This window comes from Peterkaempfera podocarpi (assembly GCF_042466665.1).
In the GTDB taxonomy this organism is placed as follows: domain Bacteria; phylum Actinomycetota; class Actinomycetes; order Streptomycetales; family Streptomycetaceae; genus Peterkaempfera; species Peterkaempfera podocarpi.
Genome location: NZ_CP162102.1, coordinates 3,168,326 through 3,186,556, shown reverse-complemented (window position 1 = coordinate 3,186,556; position 18,231 = coordinate 3,168,326). Strand labels below are relative to the sequence as shown.

Annotated in this window: 11 protein-coding genes and 1 pseudogene; all 12 read left to right on the top strand. The window is 72.2% G+C overall.

All coding sequences use genetic code 11. The features are described 5' to 3' along the window. Positions 1 to 397 precede the first annotated feature (397 nt). Positions 398 to 694: an Asp-tRNA(Asn)/Glu-tRNA(Gln) amidotransferase subunit GatC gene (gatC, locus tag AB0761_RS13840; protein WP_055587588.1), complete on the top strand. Its 297-nt coding sequence runs from the start codon at positions 398 to 400 to the stop codon at positions 692 to 694. Positions 695 to 697: 3 nt separating this feature from the next. Beyond that, positions 698 to 2,191, top strand: coding sequence for an Asp-tRNA(Asn)/Glu-tRNA(Gln) amidotransferase subunit GatA (gene gatA, locus AB0761_RS13835; RefSeq protein WP_377269282.1), 1,494 nt, complete (start codon positions 698 to 700; stop codon positions 2,189 to 2,191). Next, positions 2,188 to 2,463, top strand: coding sequence for a hypothetical protein (locus tag AB0761_RS13830; protein ID WP_377269281.1), 276 nt, complete (start codon positions 2,188 to 2,190; stop codon positions 2,461 to 2,463). Before gatA ends, AB0761_RS13830 begins: the two co-directional genes overlap by 4 nt. Before the next feature lie 81 nt (positions 2,464 to 2,544). Beyond that, positions 2,545 to 4,050, top strand: a complete 1,506-nt coding sequence (gene gatB, locus AB0761_RS13825; RefSeq protein ID WP_377269280.1) for an Asp-tRNA(Asn)/Glu-tRNA(Gln) amidotransferase subunit GatB — start codon at positions 2,545 to 2,547, stop codon at positions 4,048 to 4,050. A 257-nt stretch (positions 4,051 to 4,307) separates the two neighbouring features. Further along, the gene (locus AB0761_RS13820) at positions 4,308 to 4,496 is read left to right on the top strand and encodes a hypothetical protein (RefSeq protein WP_377269279.1); all 189 of its coding nucleotides are present in this window, start codon (positions 4,308 to 4,310) and stop codon (positions 4,494 to 4,496) included. A 119-nt stretch (positions 4,497 to 4,615) separates the two neighbouring features. Next, a pseudogene (locus tag AB0761_RS13815) lies at positions 4,616 to 7,670 on the top strand (helix-turn-helix transcriptional regulator). Between the two features lie 84 nt (positions 7,671 to 7,754). Further along, positions 7,755 to 8,681 (top strand): 2-hydroxyacid dehydrogenase, encoded by a 927-nt coding sequence (locus tag AB0761_RS13810; protein ID WP_377269278.1) that lies wholly within the window; start codon positions 7,755 to 7,757, stop codon positions 8,679 to 8,681. 213 nt (positions 8,682 to 8,894) lie between these two features. After that, the gene (locus AB0761_RS13805) at positions 8,895 to 11,828 is read left to right on the top strand and encodes a putative bifunctional diguanylate cyclase/phosphodiesterase (RefSeq protein WP_377269277.1); all 2,934 of its coding nucleotides are present in this window, start codon (positions 8,895 to 8,897) and stop codon (positions 11,826 to 11,828) included. Between the two features lie 306 nt (positions 11,829 to 12,134). Next, a complete protein-coding gene (locus AB0761_RS13800) occupies positions 12,135 to 13,985 on the top strand; it encodes an acetolactate synthase large subunit (RefSeq protein ID WP_377269276.1) in 1,851 nt (616 codons plus the stop codon). Between the two features lie 32 nt (positions 13,986 to 14,017). Continuing rightward, positions 14,018 to 14,542: an acetolactate synthase small subunit gene (gene ilvN / locus AB0761_RS13795; protein ID WP_377269275.1), complete on the top strand. Its 525-nt coding sequence runs from the start codon at positions 14,018 to 14,020 to the stop codon at positions 14,540 to 14,542. Between the two features lie 199 nt (positions 14,543 to 14,741). Continuing rightward, positions 14,742 to 15,740, top strand: a complete 999-nt coding sequence (gene ilvC, locus AB0761_RS13790) for a ketol-acid reductoisomerase (protein ID WP_377269274.1) — start codon at positions 14,742 to 14,744, stop codon at positions 15,738 to 15,740. Between the two features lie 303 nt (positions 15,741 to 16,043). Next, on the top strand, positions 16,044 to 17,648 hold the full coding sequence (serA, locus tag AB0761_RS13785) for a phosphoglycerate dehydrogenase (protein WP_377269273.1): 1,605 nt from the start codon (positions 16,044 to 16,046) through the stop codon (positions 17,646 to 17,648). Positions 17,649 to 18,231 lie beyond the last annotated feature (583 nt).

Sequence of the window (18,231 nt, the reverse complement as noted above, 5' to 3'; positions counted from 1 at the left end):
ACGATCTGCGGCCCGCCGGGCTCAGCGCCCCGTCGCGGGCCTGACCAGCCCGCCTGCCCCCGCCCGCCTGACCCGCCCGTCCGCCCGTCCGCCCGCCCGCCCCCAGACATGCCCCGCCGACGGGAGCGGTCCACCGGGCCGGCCTCCCCGTGACCCCCGGCGCCCCGCCGACGGGAGCGGTCGCCCTCCCCGGCCGTGCGGTGCCGCCGGTGCCGCCCGCTGCGGGCCGCGCGACTCAGGATCCCCGTGCGCCCGCGGGCGGCGCCCGGACACTTGACTTCCCCGGGGGCCATAGGATGGGGCGCACAGACAAAGAGGGCGGGCCGGCCGTGCCGGGTCACCGCCCGGGCCGGTCCCCGCGACCGGCTTCACCAGAACTCACCTTGAGGATCGCTGCATGCCTGGCATCACGCGCGAGGAGGTCGCCCACCTCGCCCGGCTGTCGCGTCTTGAGCTGAAGGACGAAGAGCTCGACCACTTCGCCGAGCAGCTCGACGTGATCATCGGCGCGGTCGCCCGCGTATCCGAGGTCGCCGGACAGGACGTACCGCCGACCTCCCACCCGCTGCCGCTGACCAATGTCATGCGGGCGGACGAGGTGCGGCCGTCGCTGACCCCGGCCGAGGCCCTTTCCGGTGCCCCCGCGGCCGAGGACCAGCGCTTCCGCGTGCCGCAGATCCTGGGAGAGGACTGACCGATGGCCGACCTGATCAGGTTCACCGCCGCGGAGACCGCCGCCGCCGTCGCCTCCGGTGACGTCTCCGCCGTCGAGGTCGCCCAGGCGCACCTGGACCGCATCTCCGCCGTCGACGAGAAGGTGAACGCCTTCCTGCACGTCGACACCGAGGGCGCGCTCGCCGCCGCCCGCTCCGTGGACGACCGCCGGGCCCGCGGCGAGGAGCTCGGCCCGCTGGCCGGCGTGCCGCTGGCACTCAAGGACGTCTTCACCACCAAGGGCGTCCCCACCACCTGCGGTTCGAAGATCCTCGAAGGCTGGGTGCCGCCGTACGACGCGACGGTGACCCGCCGCCTCAAGGACGCCGGCGTGGTGATCCTCGGCAAGACCAACATGGACGAGTTCGCCATGGGGTCCTCCACCGAGAACAGCGCCTACGGCACCACCGGCAACCCGTGGGACCTCTCCCGGATCCCCGGTGGCTCCGGCGGCGGCTCGGCGGCCGCGCTGGCCGCCTTCGAGGCCCCGCTGGCGATCGGCACCGACACCGGCGGTTCGATCCGTCAGCCCGGCGCGGTCACCGGCACCGTGGGTGTGAAGCCGACCTATGGCTCGGTGTCCCGCTTCGGCCTGGTGGCCTTCTCCTCCTCGCTGGACCAGGGCGGCCCCTGCGCCCGTACCGTGCTGGACGCGGCGCTGCTGCACGAGGCCATCGCCGGGCACGACCCGCTGGACTCCACCTCCATCGACGCACCGGTTCCGCCCGTGGTCGAGGCGGCGAGGATGCGCGACGTCCGCGGGATGCGGATCGGCGTGGTCAAGGAGTTCGGCGGCGAGGGCTACCAGGACGGCGTGGTGCAGCGCTTCCAGGAAGCCGTGGAGGTGCTGCGCGAGCTGGGTGCCGAGGTGGTCGAGGTCTCCTGCCCGTCCTTCACCCTGGCGCTGCCCGCCTACTACCTGATCGCGCCCAGCGAGGCATCGTCCAACCTGGCGCGCTTCGACGCCATGCGCTACGGCCTGCGGGTCGGCGACGACGGCGGCCGCTCGGCCGAGGAGGTCACCGCACTGACCCGCGAGGCCGGCTTCGGCCCCGAGGTCAAGCGGCGGATCATGCTGGGCACCTACGCCCTGTCGTCCGGCTACTACGACGCGTACTACGGCTCGGCGCAGAAGGTCCGCACCCTGATCTCGCGCGACTTCGACGCCGCCTTCGCCGACGTGGACGTGCTGGTCTCGCCGACCACGCCGACCACCGCCTTCCCGATCGGCGAGCGCGCCGACGACCCGATGGCGATGTACCTGGCGGATCTGTGCACCATCCCGTCGAACCTGGCGGGCAACGCGGCGATGTCGGTGCCCTGCGGCCTGGCCCCGGAGGACAATCTCCCGGTCGGCCTGCAGATCATCGCCCCCGCGATGGCGGACGACCGCCTCTACCGGGTAGGCGGTGCGGTCGAGGCCGCATTCACCGAGAAGTGGGGACATCCCCTGCTGGAGGAGGCACCGGCACTGTGAGCAGTTCCGTGAAGGACAGCAAGGCGGCGAAGCTCAGCACCAGCCAGCAGCTGAAGGGCTGGAAGCACAGCAAGCCCGGTCTGTACGTGGGTATCGGCAGCAGCCTCTTCGGCGCCTTCGGCATCGTCCGCGATGTGAAGAGGGCCCGGGGCGAGCACGACACCCTCAAGCTGGTCAACGCAACGGTGGCGGCCCTCGCGCTGGTCACCAGCACGGCGCTGCTGATCCGCGAGCTGCGGCAGCTGGGCGACGACGACGTCCTGCTGGGCTGAGCCCGCGCCGGAGCCGGCCGGTGCCCCGTGCACCGGCCGGCTCCCCCAGAACCTTTCCGTGAATGTGAAGAAGGGGACGCTGTGAGCGTCGTGAACCTGGTGTCGTTCGAGGACGCGCTGGCGTCGTACGACCCGGTCATGGGCCTGGAGGTCCATGTCGAGCTGGGCACCGCCACCAAGATGTTCTGCGGGTGCTCCACCGCCTTCGGCGGCGAGCCCAACTCCCAGGTCTGCCCGACCTGTCTGGGCCTGCCCGGGTCGCTGCCGGTGGTCAACGCGGTGGGCGTGGAGTCCGCCATCAAGATCGGTCTCGCGCTGAACTGCGAGATCGCGGAGTGGTGCCGGTTCGCCCGGAAGAACTACTTCTACCCGGACATGCCGAAGAACTTCCAGACCTCGCAGTACGACGAGCCGATCGCCTTCAACGGCTACCTGGACGTCGAGGTCGACGGTGAGACCTTCCGGGTGGAGATCGAGCGCGCCCACATGGAGGAGGACACCGGCAAGTCCTCCCACATCGGTGGCGCCACCGGCCGCATCCACGGTGCCGAGTACTCCCTGGTCGACTACAACCGGGCCGGCATCCCGCTGATCGAGATCGTCACCAAGCCGATCACCGGCGCCGGAGCCAGGGCCCCCGAGGTCGCCAAGGCGTATGTCGCCGAGCTCCGTGAGCTGATCAAGGCGCTGGGCGTCTCCGAGGCCCGGATGGAGATGGGCCAGATGCGCTGCGACGTCAACCTGTCGCTGCGGCCCATCGGCCGGGAGAAGTTCGGCACCCGTTCCGAGACCAAGAACGTCAACTCGCTGCGCTCCGTGGAGCGTGCCGCCCGCTACGAGATCCAGCGGCACGCCGCCGTGCTCTCCGAGGGCGGCACCATCGTCCAGGAGACCCGGCACTTCCACGAGGAGGACGGCTCCACCACCTCCGGCCGGATCAAGGAGGAGGCGGAGGACTACCGCTACTTCCCCGAGCCGGACCTGGTGCCGATCGCCCCGTCCCGTGAGTGGGTCGAGGAGCTGCGGGCGGGCCTGCCCGAGCTGCCGCGGCTGCGCCGCAGGCGGCTGCAGCAGGAGTGGGAGCTGTCCGACAAGGACATGCAGGCGGTGCTGAACGCGGGCGCCATCGACCCCATCCTGGAGACCGTCGCGGCGGGCGCCCCCGCCGACCAGGCCCGCAAGTGGTGGATGGGCGAGCTGGCCCGCCGTGCCAACGAGAACGGCACCGACCTCACCGCCCAGCCCATCACCCCGGCCCAGGTGGCCAGGGTCTGTGCGCTGGTCGCCGAGGGCTCCCTCAACGACAAGCTGGCCCGTCAGGTGATCGAGGGTGTGCTGAACGGCGAGGGCGAGCCCGACGAGGTCGTGGCCAAGCGGGGCCTGGCGGTCGTCTCGGACGACTCCGCGCTGGGCACCGCTGTCGACGAGGCCATCGCCGCCAACCCCGGTGTCGCCGACAAGATCCGCGACGGCAAGGTCGCCGCGGCCGGCGCCCTGGTCGGCGCGGTCATGAAGGCCACCCGTGGCCAGGCCGACGCCGCCCGGGTGAAGGAGCTGATCCTGGAGCGCCTCGGCGTCCAGGGCTGACCCTCCCTAGGTACTCCGGCCGATCCGCCCCGCGTCCATCGGCCGACAACGGCGCCGCCGCCCCCGCTCCGGGGGCGGCGGCGCCGTCACAAGCCCCCGTCTGAGCCCTCCTGACGGGGCTCTAAGGCCCCCGGACCGCCGAAGATGCGGCAGCCTGCCGATGTGGCGCACCCCCCTGGGCGAGGAGTCTCTTCATCAGGAAGACCGCCCGGCCCACCCGGCCGGAGGTCGGCGGAACCCACAAGGGGGCAGCAGCGATGATGGATTACGAGTTCGCGCAGTACCGGGCCAGGGAGCTGGAGCGTCAGGCCGCCCACGAGCGGCTGGTGCGCGAGGCGATGGCCGCCCGGCGCGGGCAGCAGGGCAACCGCCCGGGCCTGCTGCGCCGGCTGAGCGCGGCGGTACGGCCGTCCGGCACGTCGTCGGCAAGGCTGCGCGAGTGCTGAGCCCACAGCCGTCCACGGGGTTGGCGGCTGAGGACACGGAGGGGAGGGACGCCGACGGCGCCCTCCCCTCCGCCCGTGGGGGCGCCGAAATCCGGGGGCTGCTGTCGGTGCCGTGTGGCATGCTCGACAGGGTGGAGCAGATATCCGTCAGCCCTGTATTCGTCGGTCGCGGCCGAGAGTTGACCGCTCTGACCGAGGCTCTGGGCCGTGCCGACGCCGGGCAGCCGCAGGCGCTGCTCATCGGCGGCGAGGCGGGGGTCGGCAAGACCCGGCTGCTGGAGGAGTTCCTGGCGTCCGCCTGTGACGCGGGAGCGGTCACCGCCCTTGGCGGCTGTCTGGAGGTCGGCGCCGAGGGGCTGCCGTACGCACCGCTGGTCACCGCGCTGCGCCGGCTGCACCGGGCGCTCGGCAGTGAGCTGGAGCAGGCCGCCGACGGCCATGAGAGCAGGCTTGCCCGGCTGCTGCCGGACTTCGGCGAGGCCGCCCCCGAGTCCAATGACGAGTACGGCCGCGCCAGGCTCTTCGAGCACACCGCCAGGCTCTTCGAGCGGCTGGCCGCCGACCGCACCCTGGTGCTCGCCGTGGAGGACCTGCACTGGTCCGACCGCTCCACCCGGGAGCTGCTGGCCTATCTGATCCGCACCCTGCACCGCGCCCGGGTGGTGGTGGTCGCCACCTACCGCACCGACGATCTGCACCGCCGTCACCCGCTGCGGCCGTTCCTCGCCGAGCTGGAGCGGCTGCGCACCGTGCAGCGGCTGGAGCTGCCCCGCTTCGCGCGCGGCGAGGTCGAGCAGCAGCTGGCGGGCATCCTGGCGACCGCGGCGCCCGACCGTGAGCTGGTCTCCCGCATCTACCGCCGCTCCGAGGGCAACCCCTTCTTCGTCGAGGAGCTCGCCTGCGCCGCCACCGACGGCTGCGAGGTGGGTCTCACCGACTCACTGCGGGACATCCTGCTGGTGCGGGTGGAGGCGCTGCCCGAGCGGGCGCAGACCGTGGTCCGGGTGGCCGCGGAGGGCGGTTCCAGCGTTGAGTACGGTCTGCTCGCAGCCGTGCTGGCGATGCCCGAGGACGACCTCATCGAGGCGCTGCGCGCCGCCGTCGGCGCCAACATCCTGCTCCCCGACCCGGAGGGCGAGGGCTACTGCTTCCGCCACGCCCTGGTGCGCGAGGCCGTGGTGGACGACCTGCTGCCCGGCGAGCGCAGCCGGGTCAACCGCCGCTACGCCACCGCGCTGGAGGCGGACCAGTCGCTCGTCCGCTGCGATGCCCGGGCGGCCCGCCTCGCCAGCTACTGGTACCACGCCCGTGACGCCGCCCGGGCGCTCCCCGCAGCGCTGCACGCCGGCCGCGAGGCCCGCCGCCGCAATGCCTTCGCCGAGCAGCTGCGGATGCTGGAGCGCGCCCTGGAGATCTGGGACGACGTACCGGAGGAGGTGCTGCTGGCCCTGCGGCCGTACGACTACGCCGACGAGTCCTATCCGCCCTGCAGTTGCGACCCCGGTGAATCCCACCAGGACTGCGAGCGGGCGGTTCGCCGATGTGCTGGCCGAGGCGACCGTCGCCGCCCGCCGCGCGGGCGATCGCGACCGCGGCCTGCGCTTTGTGAAGACGGCGCTCCGTCAGATCGACGAGACCACCGACCCGCACCGGGCCGCCTGGTTCTGGCTGCAGCGCAGCCGGGCCGTCCGCTACTACAACGGCACCTTCGGCGTCCCCGAGCTGGAGCGTGCCCGCCGGCTGGTGGAGGGGCGCCGCCCGTCCCCGATCCAGGCCGATGTGCTCAGCCGGATCGCGGCCAACGGCATGCTCACCGGGCCCTCGGTGGAGCACATCGAGGTCGCCGAGCGCGCCGCCGCCATCGCCAGACAGGTCGGCGCCCGCACGGTGGAGCTGCACGCCCTGCTCACTCTCGGCACCCTGCGCTGCGACTTCGGCGAGATCGAGGGCGGGGTGGCAGGCCTGCGCAAGGTCTGCCAGGCCGCGGCCGAGCTGGGCGACCCCGATCTGCACTGCCGGGCCTTCATCAACCTCGCGTCGCTGCTGGAGCAGGTCGGCCGCTCGGCCGAGGCGCTGGAGGTGGCCAGGGAGGGCATGGAGGTCTCCCTGCAGTCCGGCATGATCCGGTACAACGGCTCCCTGCTGGCGGGCAACATCGCCGAGCCGCTGATCGCGCTCGGCCGGCACGAGGAGGCTGCCCGGCTGCTCGCCGAGTGGGAGGAGCGCCCGGCCGCCATCATCCATGACGACTTCCTGGACCGGCTGCGGGGCGAGCTCGCCCTGCTGGGCGACGACCCCGCTGCGGCCGCTCGCCGGCTGACCGCCGCCCGCACCGGCAGCGACATCTCCCAGCCACAGAAGTCACTGCCCGCAGCCGACCTGGCGGTGCGCATCGCGGTCCGCACCGGCCGCTTCGCCGAGGCGCGCAGTGAGCTGCTCCAGGCGCTCGGCGAGGGCTTCCCCATCGGCTTCGAGCACTTCTGCTGGCCACTGCTGTTCCACGGGGTGTCCGCCGAGGCCGACTCCAGGGGGCTGCCGGCCGCCGACGCCGCGCGGCCGGAGACGCTGGCCCGGGTCCGCTCGGCGGCGGCGGCACTCTCCCGCGCGGTTCCGCTCTACGAAGGCTGGGCGCTGCTGCTGGACGCCGAACTCGCCCGCGCCGAGGGCGTGCACACCCCCGGTCCCTGGCTGGCCGCGGTGGAGGCGCTCCGCTCCACCGGCCGCCCCTACCCGCTGGCCCTGGCCCTGCTGAGGGCCGCGGAGGCGCAGGCGGCGGCCGGGGCACGGGCGGAGGCGGGCACACTGCTGCGGGAGGCCGAGAGGACCGGCCGCTGCTGCGGCGACGTCCATCTGCTCAGGGAGATCGCCGTCCTGGCGGAGCGGGCCCGGCTGCCGCTGGCCGACCGGCCCGTGGCGGCGGAGCCGGCGGTGCTCCCCGAGCCCCAGGATCCGGCCGTGGCGCTGGGGCTCACCGCCCGCGAGCGGGACGTCCTGCGGCTGCTCGCCCTGGGGCGGACGAACCGTCAGATCGCCGAGGAGCTCTACATCTCACCCAAGACGGCCAGCGTGCATGTCTCCAACATCCTCGCCAAGCTGGCCGTCACCGGCCGGGGCGAGGCGGCGGCGGTGGCGCATCGGATGCGGCTCTTCCCGGATGTGGCCGCGACGGGGTGACCGGGCCGGGGTGACCGGGCCGGGCCCCGGGCCCGCAGCGGCCGCCGGGTGTGCCCGGCCGGCCGGGCGGCATAGATTCTGACCATGCCTGGAACGCCTGCCGCACTGCTGCCCTACGCCCCCGCCGAACTGGACGGACTGCCGTCGGGGCTGCCCGTCCATCTCTGGGACGGCACGGGTGCGCCGCCGCCGCAGGAGGTCCTGGACACCGTCGGTTTCTTCGCCCTGCCGTACATGCGCACCGCCGCCGCGCTGCCACTGCTGCCCCGGATGCCGGGCCTGCAGGTGGTGCAGACCCTCACCGCGGGCGTGGACGATGTGCGCCCCCACCTCCCGTCCGGAGTGCAGCTCTGCAATGCGCGCGGCGTGCACGACGCCTCCACCGCGGAGCTGGTGCTGGCGCTGATCCTCGCCTCGCTGCGCGACATCCCCGGCTTCGTCCGCGGCCAGGACGCCGAGCAGTGGCGGTCCGGGTTCTATCCGGCGCTGGCCGACCGCACCGTGCTGCTGGTCGGCTACGGCTCGATCGGCTCGGCCGTCGAGGACCGGCTGGTCCCCTTCGAGTGCCGGGTGCACAGGGTGGCGCGCAGCGCCCGCCGCGCGCCGCGCGGCCCGGTGCATCCGCTGTCGCAGCTGCCGGAACTGCTTCCGCAGGCCGATGTGGTGGTGCTGGTGGTCCCGCTGACCGAGCAGACCCGCGGCCTTGCGGGCAAGGAGTTCCTCTCCCGGATGAAGGACGGTGCACTGCTGGTCAATGTGGCACGGGGACCGGTGGTGGACACCGCCGCGCTGTTGGAGGAGCTCGGGTCGGGGCGGCTGACCGCGGCGCTGGATGTCACCGATCCCGAGCCGCTGCCGCCGGGGCATCCGCTGTGGCATGCACCCGGAGTGCTGATCAGCCCGCATGTGGGGGGCAGCAGTTCGGCCTTCCGGCCGCGGGCGCTGCGGCTGCTGGCCGCCCAACTGCGGCGGTACGCCGCCGGTGAGCCGCTGGAGCACCGGATGGTCTGACCTTCGGAGGGCCGCTGCCGCACCGCGGTGGCCGCGCGCTCTCCCCCGAATCGGTGTTCTGTCGGGAACCCGTTCACGGCCCGGCAGGCTTGCCGTTACTGTGAGTTGTGTGAGTGTGTCACTGAGTGACCGTTTTCGTGTATCGTCCCGTCCCGGAATACGGGCGGGGTGCGGTGACGGCCGGCCTCTCGGGCCCGGAGGGGGAGATGCCGGTTGAGTGCCACCGATACCGTGCTGCCCGGAGCGCCGGCCAGCGGCCCCCCGGCGGACGGCGCACCCGAGGAGCACGCGGCGGCCCAGAGGCGACTGCCCCCGCTGCTGCTGGCGGTGGTCTGCGGCGGCTATGCGCTGGGCGCCGCGACCGGGTGGGGCTCGGCGGTCCTGGCCTCCGTCATGGGCGACTTCGGGCTGGCCGCGGCCGCGCTGGCGGCGGCGCTGTCCTGCGCGGTACGCGGACTGCGGATGCGCGGCCGGGGGCGGCCGGCCTGGCTGCTCTTCGGCGCCTCCTCCCTGATGACCGCGATCGGCAACGGCACCTGGGGCTGGTACGAGGTGGTGCTGCACCGGCCGCTGCCGTCCCCTTCCCCCGCCGACTGCGCCTTTCTGTTCTTCGCTCCACCCGCGATCGTGGGCTTGCTGGTGCTCGCCCAGCGGCCCCGCACCGTGGCCGGCTGGGTCTGTCTGCTGCTGGACGGCTGGCTGATCGCCGGTTCGCTGTTCATCCTCAGCTGGAGCCTGGCGCTGGCCCGGATCGCCCACGGGGACGACGGCAACCCGCTGCAGCTGTCCCTGTCGCTCGCCTATCCGCTGCTGGACATCGTGCTGGTCAGTGTGGTGCTGGGGCTGCGCTTCCGCCGCGGGGTCGACCGGTCCGCGCTCAACACGGCGCTCGCGGGCCTGGCCGTCACCGTCGTCAGCGACGCGCTGTGGACCTTCCCGGCGGTCCGTGACGGCTATCACTCCGGCGAGGTCCTGGACGCCGGCTGGTTCGCCGGCAGCCTGCTGTTCGCCTGGGCCCCGTGGGCCTCCGGGCGCCGTCTGCCGCGGCCGGCCGGACCGGACTCCACGCCGCGCCCGGCACCCGGCCGCAGCCGCCCGGCCGCCTCCTGGTTCAGCGCCCTCACGCCCTATCTCGCCGCGGCGGTGTGCACGGCCGCGTTGCTCTACAACGCCCTGGGCGTCCGCTCCATGGACCGGGTGGTGCTGGTCACCGGCTGCACGGTGGGCCTGGCACTGATCATCCGGCAGGGCATCATGCTGCTGGACAACATCTCCCTGGCCCAGGAGCTGGCCGAGCAGGAGGCGCACTTCCGCTCACTGGTGCAGGGCTCCAGCGATGTGATCATGATCATCGGTGCCGACGGAGTGCTCTCCTATGTCAGCCCGGCAGCGATCGGTGTCTATGGACGCGATCCGGCCGGGCTGGTCGGCCGGCGGCTGCTGGACCTGGTCCACCCCGACGACTTCGGTCATGTGCTCTGGGCGGTCCGCCGCTTCCTCGCCGGCGGCCCGGAGGCCGAGCCCACCGCCCGGGTGGAGTGCCGGATCCGTTCCGGGGCGGGGGAGTGGCTCCATGTGGAGTCCACCGTCAACCGCCACCACGACGGACTGATCCTCAACAGCCGGGACGTCTCCGAGCGGGTCCGGCTGCAGGCCCAGCTCCAGCACAACGCCTTCCATGACGCCCTCACCGACCTGCCCAACCGGGCACTGTTCACCGACCGTATCCGCGGTGCCCTCTCCGGTGTCCGCGGCGAGGGCCGCACGGTCGCGGTGCTCTTCCTCGACCTCGACGGCTTCAAGGCGGTCAATGACACCGCCGGCCACCAGGCGGGCGACGAACTGCTGGTACGGGTGGCCCGCCGGCTCCAGGAGGCCGTCCGGGCCGGTGACCTCGTGGCCAGGCTCGGCGGCGACGAGTTCGCCGCCCTGATCGCCGGCCGGCTGGACGAGGCGCATGTGCGCGACATCGCCGAGCGGCTGCGCAGCGTCCTCTCCAGGCCCTACCGGCTCGCCGACCGGGAGCTCACGGTGGCGGCCAGTATCGGGATCGCCTTCGCCGAGCCGGGCTCCGACCCGGCCGCGCTGATGCGCAACGCCGACCTGGCGATGTATCGCGCCAAGTCGCAGGGCAAGGACCGGGTGGCGGTCTACTCCCCGAGGCTGCGCGCCGACCGGGTGCGCCGCACCGAACTGGAACAGCGCCTGCGCGGCGCCGTGCGGGACGGGCGGCTCACCCTGCTCCACCAGCCGGTCGTCGACCTGGCGAGCGGAGCCGTCGCGGCCGTCGAGGCGCAGCCCCGCTGGCTCTCCGCGCAGGGGCTGCTGCTGACCCCGGCGGAGTTCCTGCCGACCGGGGAGCCCGGGGACCGGTTCCTGCGCCTCACCCGCTGGCTGGTCCAGCAGGCCGTCGCAACCGCCGCCGCCCGCCGGCGGCACGAGGTGGAGCACGGCAGGCAGGGGATCCCGGTGACGCTCCGGCTGCCCGCCCACGGACTGGCCGCCCCCGGCATGGTGGAGACCGTCGAGCAGGCGCTGGGGGAGAGCGGCCTGCCGGCGGGGGGCCTGATCCTCGCCGTGGGGGCGGACCCCTCGGGCGCTGCCCCCGGCAATGTGGACGAGCTCGCCCGCCGGATGGCCGTACTGCGCCGGCTCGGGGTCCGACTGGCGCTGCACGGCCTGGGTACCGGCACCGGTTCGCTGACCTGGCTCCGACGGCTGCCCGCCGACATCCTGGCGCTCGACCGGGCGCTGGTGCAGGGGGTGGCGGAGTCCCCGGTCACCAGGGCCGTGGTGAGCCATATGCTCCGGCTCGGCCGGGACCTGGGACTGCAGACGGCGGCTGAGGGGGTGGACTCCCCGCGACAGGCCGCGGTGCTGCGCGAGCTGGGCTGCCGGCACGGCCAGGGGCTGCTCTTCGCCGGACCGCTGGACGACCAGCGGCTGCGCCGGGTGCTGCTGCGGCGCAGTCTGCCGGTGCCGGAGCCCGCCGGGTCCAGGCCGCCGCGAGTGCCCGCAGCCACCCTTTCGGATGGCCGCGGAGACCGCCGCGCGGCGCGTGTCCCGCATCACCACCAGGCCTCCGACCTGCCGGAACGCCTATCCACGGGAGGTCCGCATGGTGAGACCGCCATCCCACCCGCTTGACACCGCCCTTGGCCGAGGAGGAAGGTCAAGGCCATGCGCACCCGAATCCTCGTACTTGGCGAGCGCGTCGGCTGACCCGGATCGCAGTCCGGATCCAGAAGCCGACGCGCTACCCCTCGCATGCCCTGGGCACGAGGGGTTTTTTGTTGCACGAAATGTGCCGCAAACCCGCTGGAACCCGCCCCACCGCCGCAGCCGCCGCGCACCATGGAAGACAGCAGTCGCGCGACGCCCAGCGACCGCAGCGGCAGGGCGTTCCCCCTCGGGGACCCTCCCGCAGCGACAACCCGGAGAAGAGACAGGCAGATGACTGAGCAGGCCGCCCCGCATCGCGGGGACAACCCGGCAGCCCACTCCGCTACCGGCGCCCATGCCGCCGAGACGATGACCGGCGCCCAGTCGCTCATCCGCTCGCTCGAGGCCGTAGGCGCCGACACCGTCTTCGGCATTCCGGGCGGGGCCATCCTTCCCGCATACGACCCGCTGATGGACTCCACCAAGGTCCGCCATGTCCTGGTCCGCCACGAGCAGGGCGCCGGGCATGCCGCGGAGGGCTATGCGCAGGCCACCGGCAAGGTCGGGGTCTGCATGGCGACCTCGGGCCCGGGTGCCACCAACCTGGTCACCCCCATCGCCGACGCCTACATGGACTCCGTCCCCATGGTCGCGATCACCGGGCAGGTCGCCAGCGCCTCGATCGGGACGGACGCCTTCCAGGAGGCGGACATCTGCGGCATCACCATGCCGATCACCAAGCACAACTACCTGGTCACCGACCCCGAGGAGATCCCCCGGGTGATCGCCGAGGCGTTCCACATCGCCTCCACCGGCCGGCCCGGCCCGGTCCTGGTCGACATCGCCAAGGACGCACTGCAGGCCAAGACCGTCTTCCGTTGGCCGCCGGAGACCGCACTGCCCGGCTACCGGCCGGTCACCAAGCCGCACGCCAAGCAGATCCGCGAGGCCGCCCGGCTGATGGTGAACGCCAAGCGTCCCGTGCTCTACGTCGGCGGCGGGGTGCTCAAGGCCCACGCCACCGCCGAGCTGCGCATCCTGGCGGAGCTGACCGGAGCGCCCGTCACCACCACCCTGATGGCACTCGGTTCCTTCCCCGACAGCCACCCGCAGCACCTGGGCATGCCCGGGATGCACGGCACGGTGCCCGCCGTCACCGCGCTGCAGAAGGCGGATGTGATCTTCGCGCTGGGCGCCCGCTTCGACGACCGGGTCACCGGCAAGCTGGACAGCTTCGCCCCCAACGCCAAGATCGTGCACGCCGACATCGACCCGGCCGAGATCGGCAAGAACCGCGCCGCGGACGTGCCGATCGTGGGCGACGCCCGCGAGGTGCTGGCCGATCTGATCGTGGCGGTCCAGGCCGAGCACGAGGCCGGCCACAAGGGCGACTACAGCGCCTGGTGGGAGCGGCTGAACGCCTGGAAGACGACCTATCCGCTCGGTTACGCCGCAGCGCCCGAGGGTGAGCTCTCCCCGCAGCAGGTGATCGAGCGCATCGGCCGGCTGGTCGGCCCGGACGCCATCTACGCGGCCGGCGTGGGCCAGCACCAGATGTGGGCCTCCCAGTTCATCGGTTTCGAGAAGCCCGCGACCTGGCTGAACTCCGGTGGCGCCGGGACCATGGGCTATGCGGTCCCCGCCGCGATGGGCGCCAAGGCCGGCTGCCCCGACACCCCCGTGTGGGCGATCGACGGCGACGGCTGCTTCCAGATGACCAATCAGGAGCTGGTCACCTGTGCGCTCAACAACATTCCGATCAAGGTCGCGGTGATCAACAACGGTTCGCTGGGCATGGTCCGCCAGTGGCAGACCCTCTTCTACAACCAGCGCTACTCCAACACGGTGCTGCACAGCGGCCCCGGCCACGACGGCATCGCCCCGCCGGCCGCCGGCACCCGGGTGCCCGACTTCGTCAAGCTGGCCGAGGCGATGGGCTGCTACGGACTGCGCTGCGAGAGCCCGGACCAGCTGGACGCCGTGATCAAGGAGGCGATGTCGATCAACGACGCACCGGTCGTCATCGACTTCATCGTCCATCAGGACGCCATGGTGTGGCCGATGGTCGCCGCCGGCACCAGCAACGACGAGATCATGGCCGCCCGCGACGTCCGCCCCGACTTCGGCGACGAGCTGGACTGAGACCCCCACCAGGAACCGAGGAAGCCAGCCACATGTCCAAGCACACGCTCTCCGTCCTGGTCGAGAACAAGCCCGGCGTGCTCGCCCGCATCGCCGCGCTCTTCTCCCGCCGGGGCTTCAACATCGACTCGCTCGCCGTCGGGCCCACCGAGCACCCCGACGTCTCCCGGATGACCATCGTCGTCCAGGTGGACGACCTGCCCCTGGAGCAGGTCACCAAGCAGCTCAACAAGCTGGTCAACGTGATAAAGATCGTCGAACTGGACCCCAACGCGGCGGTCCGGCGCGAGCTGGTCCTGGTGAAGGTGCGTGCCGACGCCGAGACCCGGTCCCAGATCGTCGAGATCGTCCAGCTCTTCCGGGCCAAGACGGTGGACGTCTCGCCGGACGCCGTCACCGTGGAGGCCACCGGCAGCTCCGACAAGCTGGAGGCGATGCTGCGGATGCTGGAGCCGTACGGCATCAAGGAGCTGGTGCAGTCCGGCATGGTCGCCATCGGCCGCGGCGCACGCTCCATCACCGACCGTTCGCTGCGTGCCCTCGACCGCTCCGCCTGAGACGTCCGAGCCTGGGACGTCCGAGCCTGGGACGTCCGAGCCAGGGACGTCCGAGCCAGGGGAAGCCCAGGCCAGGACGTCCACCCCCGAGGCGCCCCGGCGTCTCAACCTCCGACTACCTACCGCACCCGACAACCCGGTGCGCGTACGGTGAGTACGCAACCGGTGTCACCACCATCACGCAAGGAGATGTGCCCCCGTGGCCGAGCTGTTCTACGACGACGACGCCGACCTGTCCATCATCCAGGGCCGCAAGGTCGCGGTCCTCGGCTACGGCAGCCAGGGCCACGCCCACGCCCTGTCGCTCCGTGACTCGGGTGTCGATGTGCGGGTCGGCCTGCACGAGGGCTCCAAGTCCAAGGCCAAGGCCGAGGAGCAGGGCCTGCGGGTGGTGACCCCGGCGCAGGCTGCCGCCGAGGCCGACGTGATCATGATCCTGGTGCCGGACCCGATCCAGGCCGACGTCTACAAGGAGTCGGTGGAGCCCAACCTCAAGGACGGCGACGCGCTGTTCTTCGGCCACGGCCTCAACATCCGCTTCGGCTTCATCAAGCCCCCGGCGGGCGTCGACGTCTGCATGGTCGCCCCCAAGGGCCCGGGCCACCTGGTCCGCCGTCAGTACGAGGAGGGCCGCGGCGTTCCCTGCATCGTGGCCGTGGAGCAGGACGCCACCGGCAAGGCCTTCGAGCTGGCCCTCTCCTACTCCAAGGGCATCGGTGGCACCCGCGCCGGCGTTATCAAGACCACCTTCAAGGAGGAGACGGAGACCGACCTGTTCGGTGAGCAGGCCGTCCTCTGCGGTGGTGCCTCCGCGCTGGTCAAGGCGGGCTTCGAGACCCTGGTCGAGGCCGGCTACCAGCCGGAGATCGCCTACTTCGAGTGCCTCCACGAGCTGAAGCTCATCGTCGACCTCATGTACGAGGGCGGCCTGGAGAAGATGCGCTGGTCGATCTCCGAGACCGCCGAGTGGGGCGACTACGTCACCGGCCCGCGGATCGTCACCGACGCCACCAAGGCCGAGATGAAGCAGGTTCTCGCGGAGATCCAGGACGGCTCCTTCGCCAACACCTGGATGGCCGAGTACAAGGCGGGCCTGCCGAAGTACAACGAGTACAAGAAGGCCGACAGCGAGCACCTGCTGGAGACCACCGGCAAGAAGCTGCGCAAGCTGATGAGCTGGGTGGACGAGGAGGCCTGAGCCTCCCCGCCCCGCGGTGGCCGCCCCGACCGGGGCGGCCACCGCCGCACACGGTCCCGTTCAAGCCCGAGTTTTTGTCCGGCCTGTAGATCCCGAGCGGGTGATTCCGCCGTGCGGGAAGGGGTCGGCCGCCCGTACGTCGATACACTTCCGAGTGCGCGTCAGGCTCACAGCGTCGTGCGTCTTCAACGCGGCATGCCACCGTTCCCCATGCCGCTGTTCCCGGACAGGGAGACAGCCCCGCGAGGTACGCCACCCACGGCCCTGCGGTCGGGGAGAACCGGACAGTAAGGACAAACTGTCGTGAGCGCTGCAACACACCAGAAGCCTGTCGTCCTCATCGCCGAGGAGCTCTCCCCCGCCACGGTGGACGCACTGGGCCCGGACTTCGAGATCCGCCACTGCAACGGCGCGGACCGGGCGGAGCTGCTGCCCGCCATCGCCGACGTCGACGCCATCCTGATCCGCAGCGCCACCAAGGTGGACGCAGAGGCCATCGCGGCGGCCGGCAAACTCAAGGTGGTGGCCCGGGCCGGCGTCGGTCTGGACAACGTGGACGTCTCCGCCGCCACCAAGGCCGGCGTGATGGTCGTCAACGCGCCGACCTCCAACATCGTCACCGCCGCCGAGCTGGCCTGCGGCCTGCTGATCTCGGTCGCCCGCAACATCGCGCCGGCCAACAGCGCGCTGAAGAACGGCGAGTGGAAGCGGGCCAAGTACACCGGCGTCGAGCTGGCCGAGAAGACCCTCGGCGTGGTCGGCCTCGGCCGCATCGGTGTGCTGGTGGCCCAGCGGATGTCGGCCTTCGGCATGAAGGTGGTCGCCTACGACCCCTACATCCAGGCCGCCCGTGCCGCCCAGATGGGCGTCAAGCTGCTCTCCCTGGACGAGCTGCTCGAGGTCGCCGACTTCATCACGGTGCACCTCCCCAAGACCCCGGAGACCCTCGGCCTGATCGGCGACGAGGCACTGCACAAGGTCAAGCCGACCGTGCGCATCGTCAACGCCGCCCGCGGCGGCATCGTCGACGAGGAGGCTCTGGTCAGTGCGCTCAAGGAGGGCCGGGTCGCCGGAGCCGGCCTGGACGTGTTCTCCAAGGAGCCGTGCACCGACTCCCCGCTCTTCGAGTTCGACAATGTCGTCGCCACCCCCCACCTGGGCGCCTCCACCGACGAGGCCCAGGAGAAGGCCGGCATCGCCGTCGCCCGCTCGGTCCGGCTGGCCCTGGCCGGCGAACTGGTGCCGGACGCGGTCAACGTCCAGGGCGGCGTGATCGCCGAGGACGTACGCCCCGGCCTGCCCCTCGCCGAGAAGCTCGGCCGTATCTTCACCGCGCTGGCCGGTGAGGTCGCGGTGCGGCTGGACGTCGAGGTGCGCGGCGAGATCACCCAGCACGACGTCAAGGTGCTGGAGCTCTCGGCTCTCAAGGGTGTCTTCGAGGATGTCGTCGCGGAGACGGTCTCCTATGTCAACGCCCCGCTCTTCGCCCAGGAGCGCGGTGTGGAGGTGCGGCTGACCACCAGCAGCGAGTCGCCGGAGCACCGCAATGTGATCACGGTGCGCGGCACCCTGGCGGACGGCGGCGAGGTGTCGGTCTCCGGCACCCTCTCCGGCCCCAAGCGCATCCAGAAGATCGTCGGGGTCGACTCCTTCGACGTGGATGTGGTCCTCACCGACCACATGGCGTTCTTCGAGTACGAGGACCGGCCGGGTGTGGTCGGCACCCTCGGCCGCATCCTCGGTGACGCCTCCATCAACATCGCCGGGATGCAGGTCGCCCGCGACGACGAGTCCGGCCGGGCGCTGGTCTCGCTCACCGTGGACAGCGAGATCCCGCAGCCGGTGCTGGGCGAGATCGCCGCCGAGATCGGCGCCCGCTTCGCCCGCTCCGTGGACCTGGGCGACTGACCCCAGCCCCGCCTGTGCAGGAGCCCCGCCGCTGACCAGCGGCGGGGCTCCCGCGCGTTCCTGGGCCTGCTGGGGCCCTCGGGTCCGCCGCCGCGGTCCCGGCCGCGTGTCGTCCGGTGGAGCCGCGGGCGTCGTCACCCGCCCCTGCTGCGGCGCCACGGGGCGGGGGGTGCCGGGGCGTGGCACACCCGCCCTCTCTGACGCGCTCTCAGGCGCGGGAATGCCCGCCCGTCTCAGATAGTAGGAAGTCCGAGTAATCTCGCGACAGCGCCGGTGACCCGGGCGTACGGTGGAACCGCCATACGGTCCGCGGTCTCTGTGGCTGGTCAACCCCGCCCGACGCCGCCCGTGTGATGTACGCACCTCCGCAGGCCACCCCTGCCGGCGTACCGCCGCCTCCAGCGATACCGAGGCCAGACACCAACCCTCATGCAGTACCGCATGTCATGGAACGGAGTCCCGGTATGCCCACCACCACCGACACCACCGCCAAGCACGAGGACACCGCACGCCGTAACGCCGCGGACGCCCTCCAGCGCGCCCTCGACCGCCGGGACAACGGCGGCGCCACCGGCCACTGAGC

What these genes read in the sequence shown, in the direction of transcription:
- gatC (WP_055587588.1), top strand. Translation starts at nt 398, where the DNA reads ATGCCTGGCATCACGCGCGAGGAGGTCGCCCACCTCGCCCGGCTGTCG.
- ilvN (WP_377269275.1), top strand. Translation starts at nt 14,018, where the DNA reads ATGTCCAAGCACACGCTCTCCGTCCTGGTCGAGAACAAGCCCGGCGTG.
- AB0761_RS13820 (WP_377269279.1), top strand. Translation starts at nt 4,308, where the DNA reads ATGATGGATTACGAGTTCGCGCAGTACCGGGCCAGGGAGCTGGAGCGT.
- AB0761_RS13800 (WP_377269276.1), top strand. Translation starts at nt 12,135, where the DNA reads ATGACTGAGCAGGCCGCCCCGCATCGCGGGGACAACCCGGCAGCCCAC.
- gatA (WP_377269282.1), top strand. Translation starts at nt 698, where the DNA reads ATGGCCGACCTGATCAGGTTCACCGCCGCGGAGACCGCCGCCGCCGTC.
- AB0761_RS13810 (WP_377269278.1), top strand. Translation starts at nt 7,755, where the DNA reads ATGCCTGGAACGCCTGCCGCACTGCTGCCCTACGCCCCCGCCGAACTG.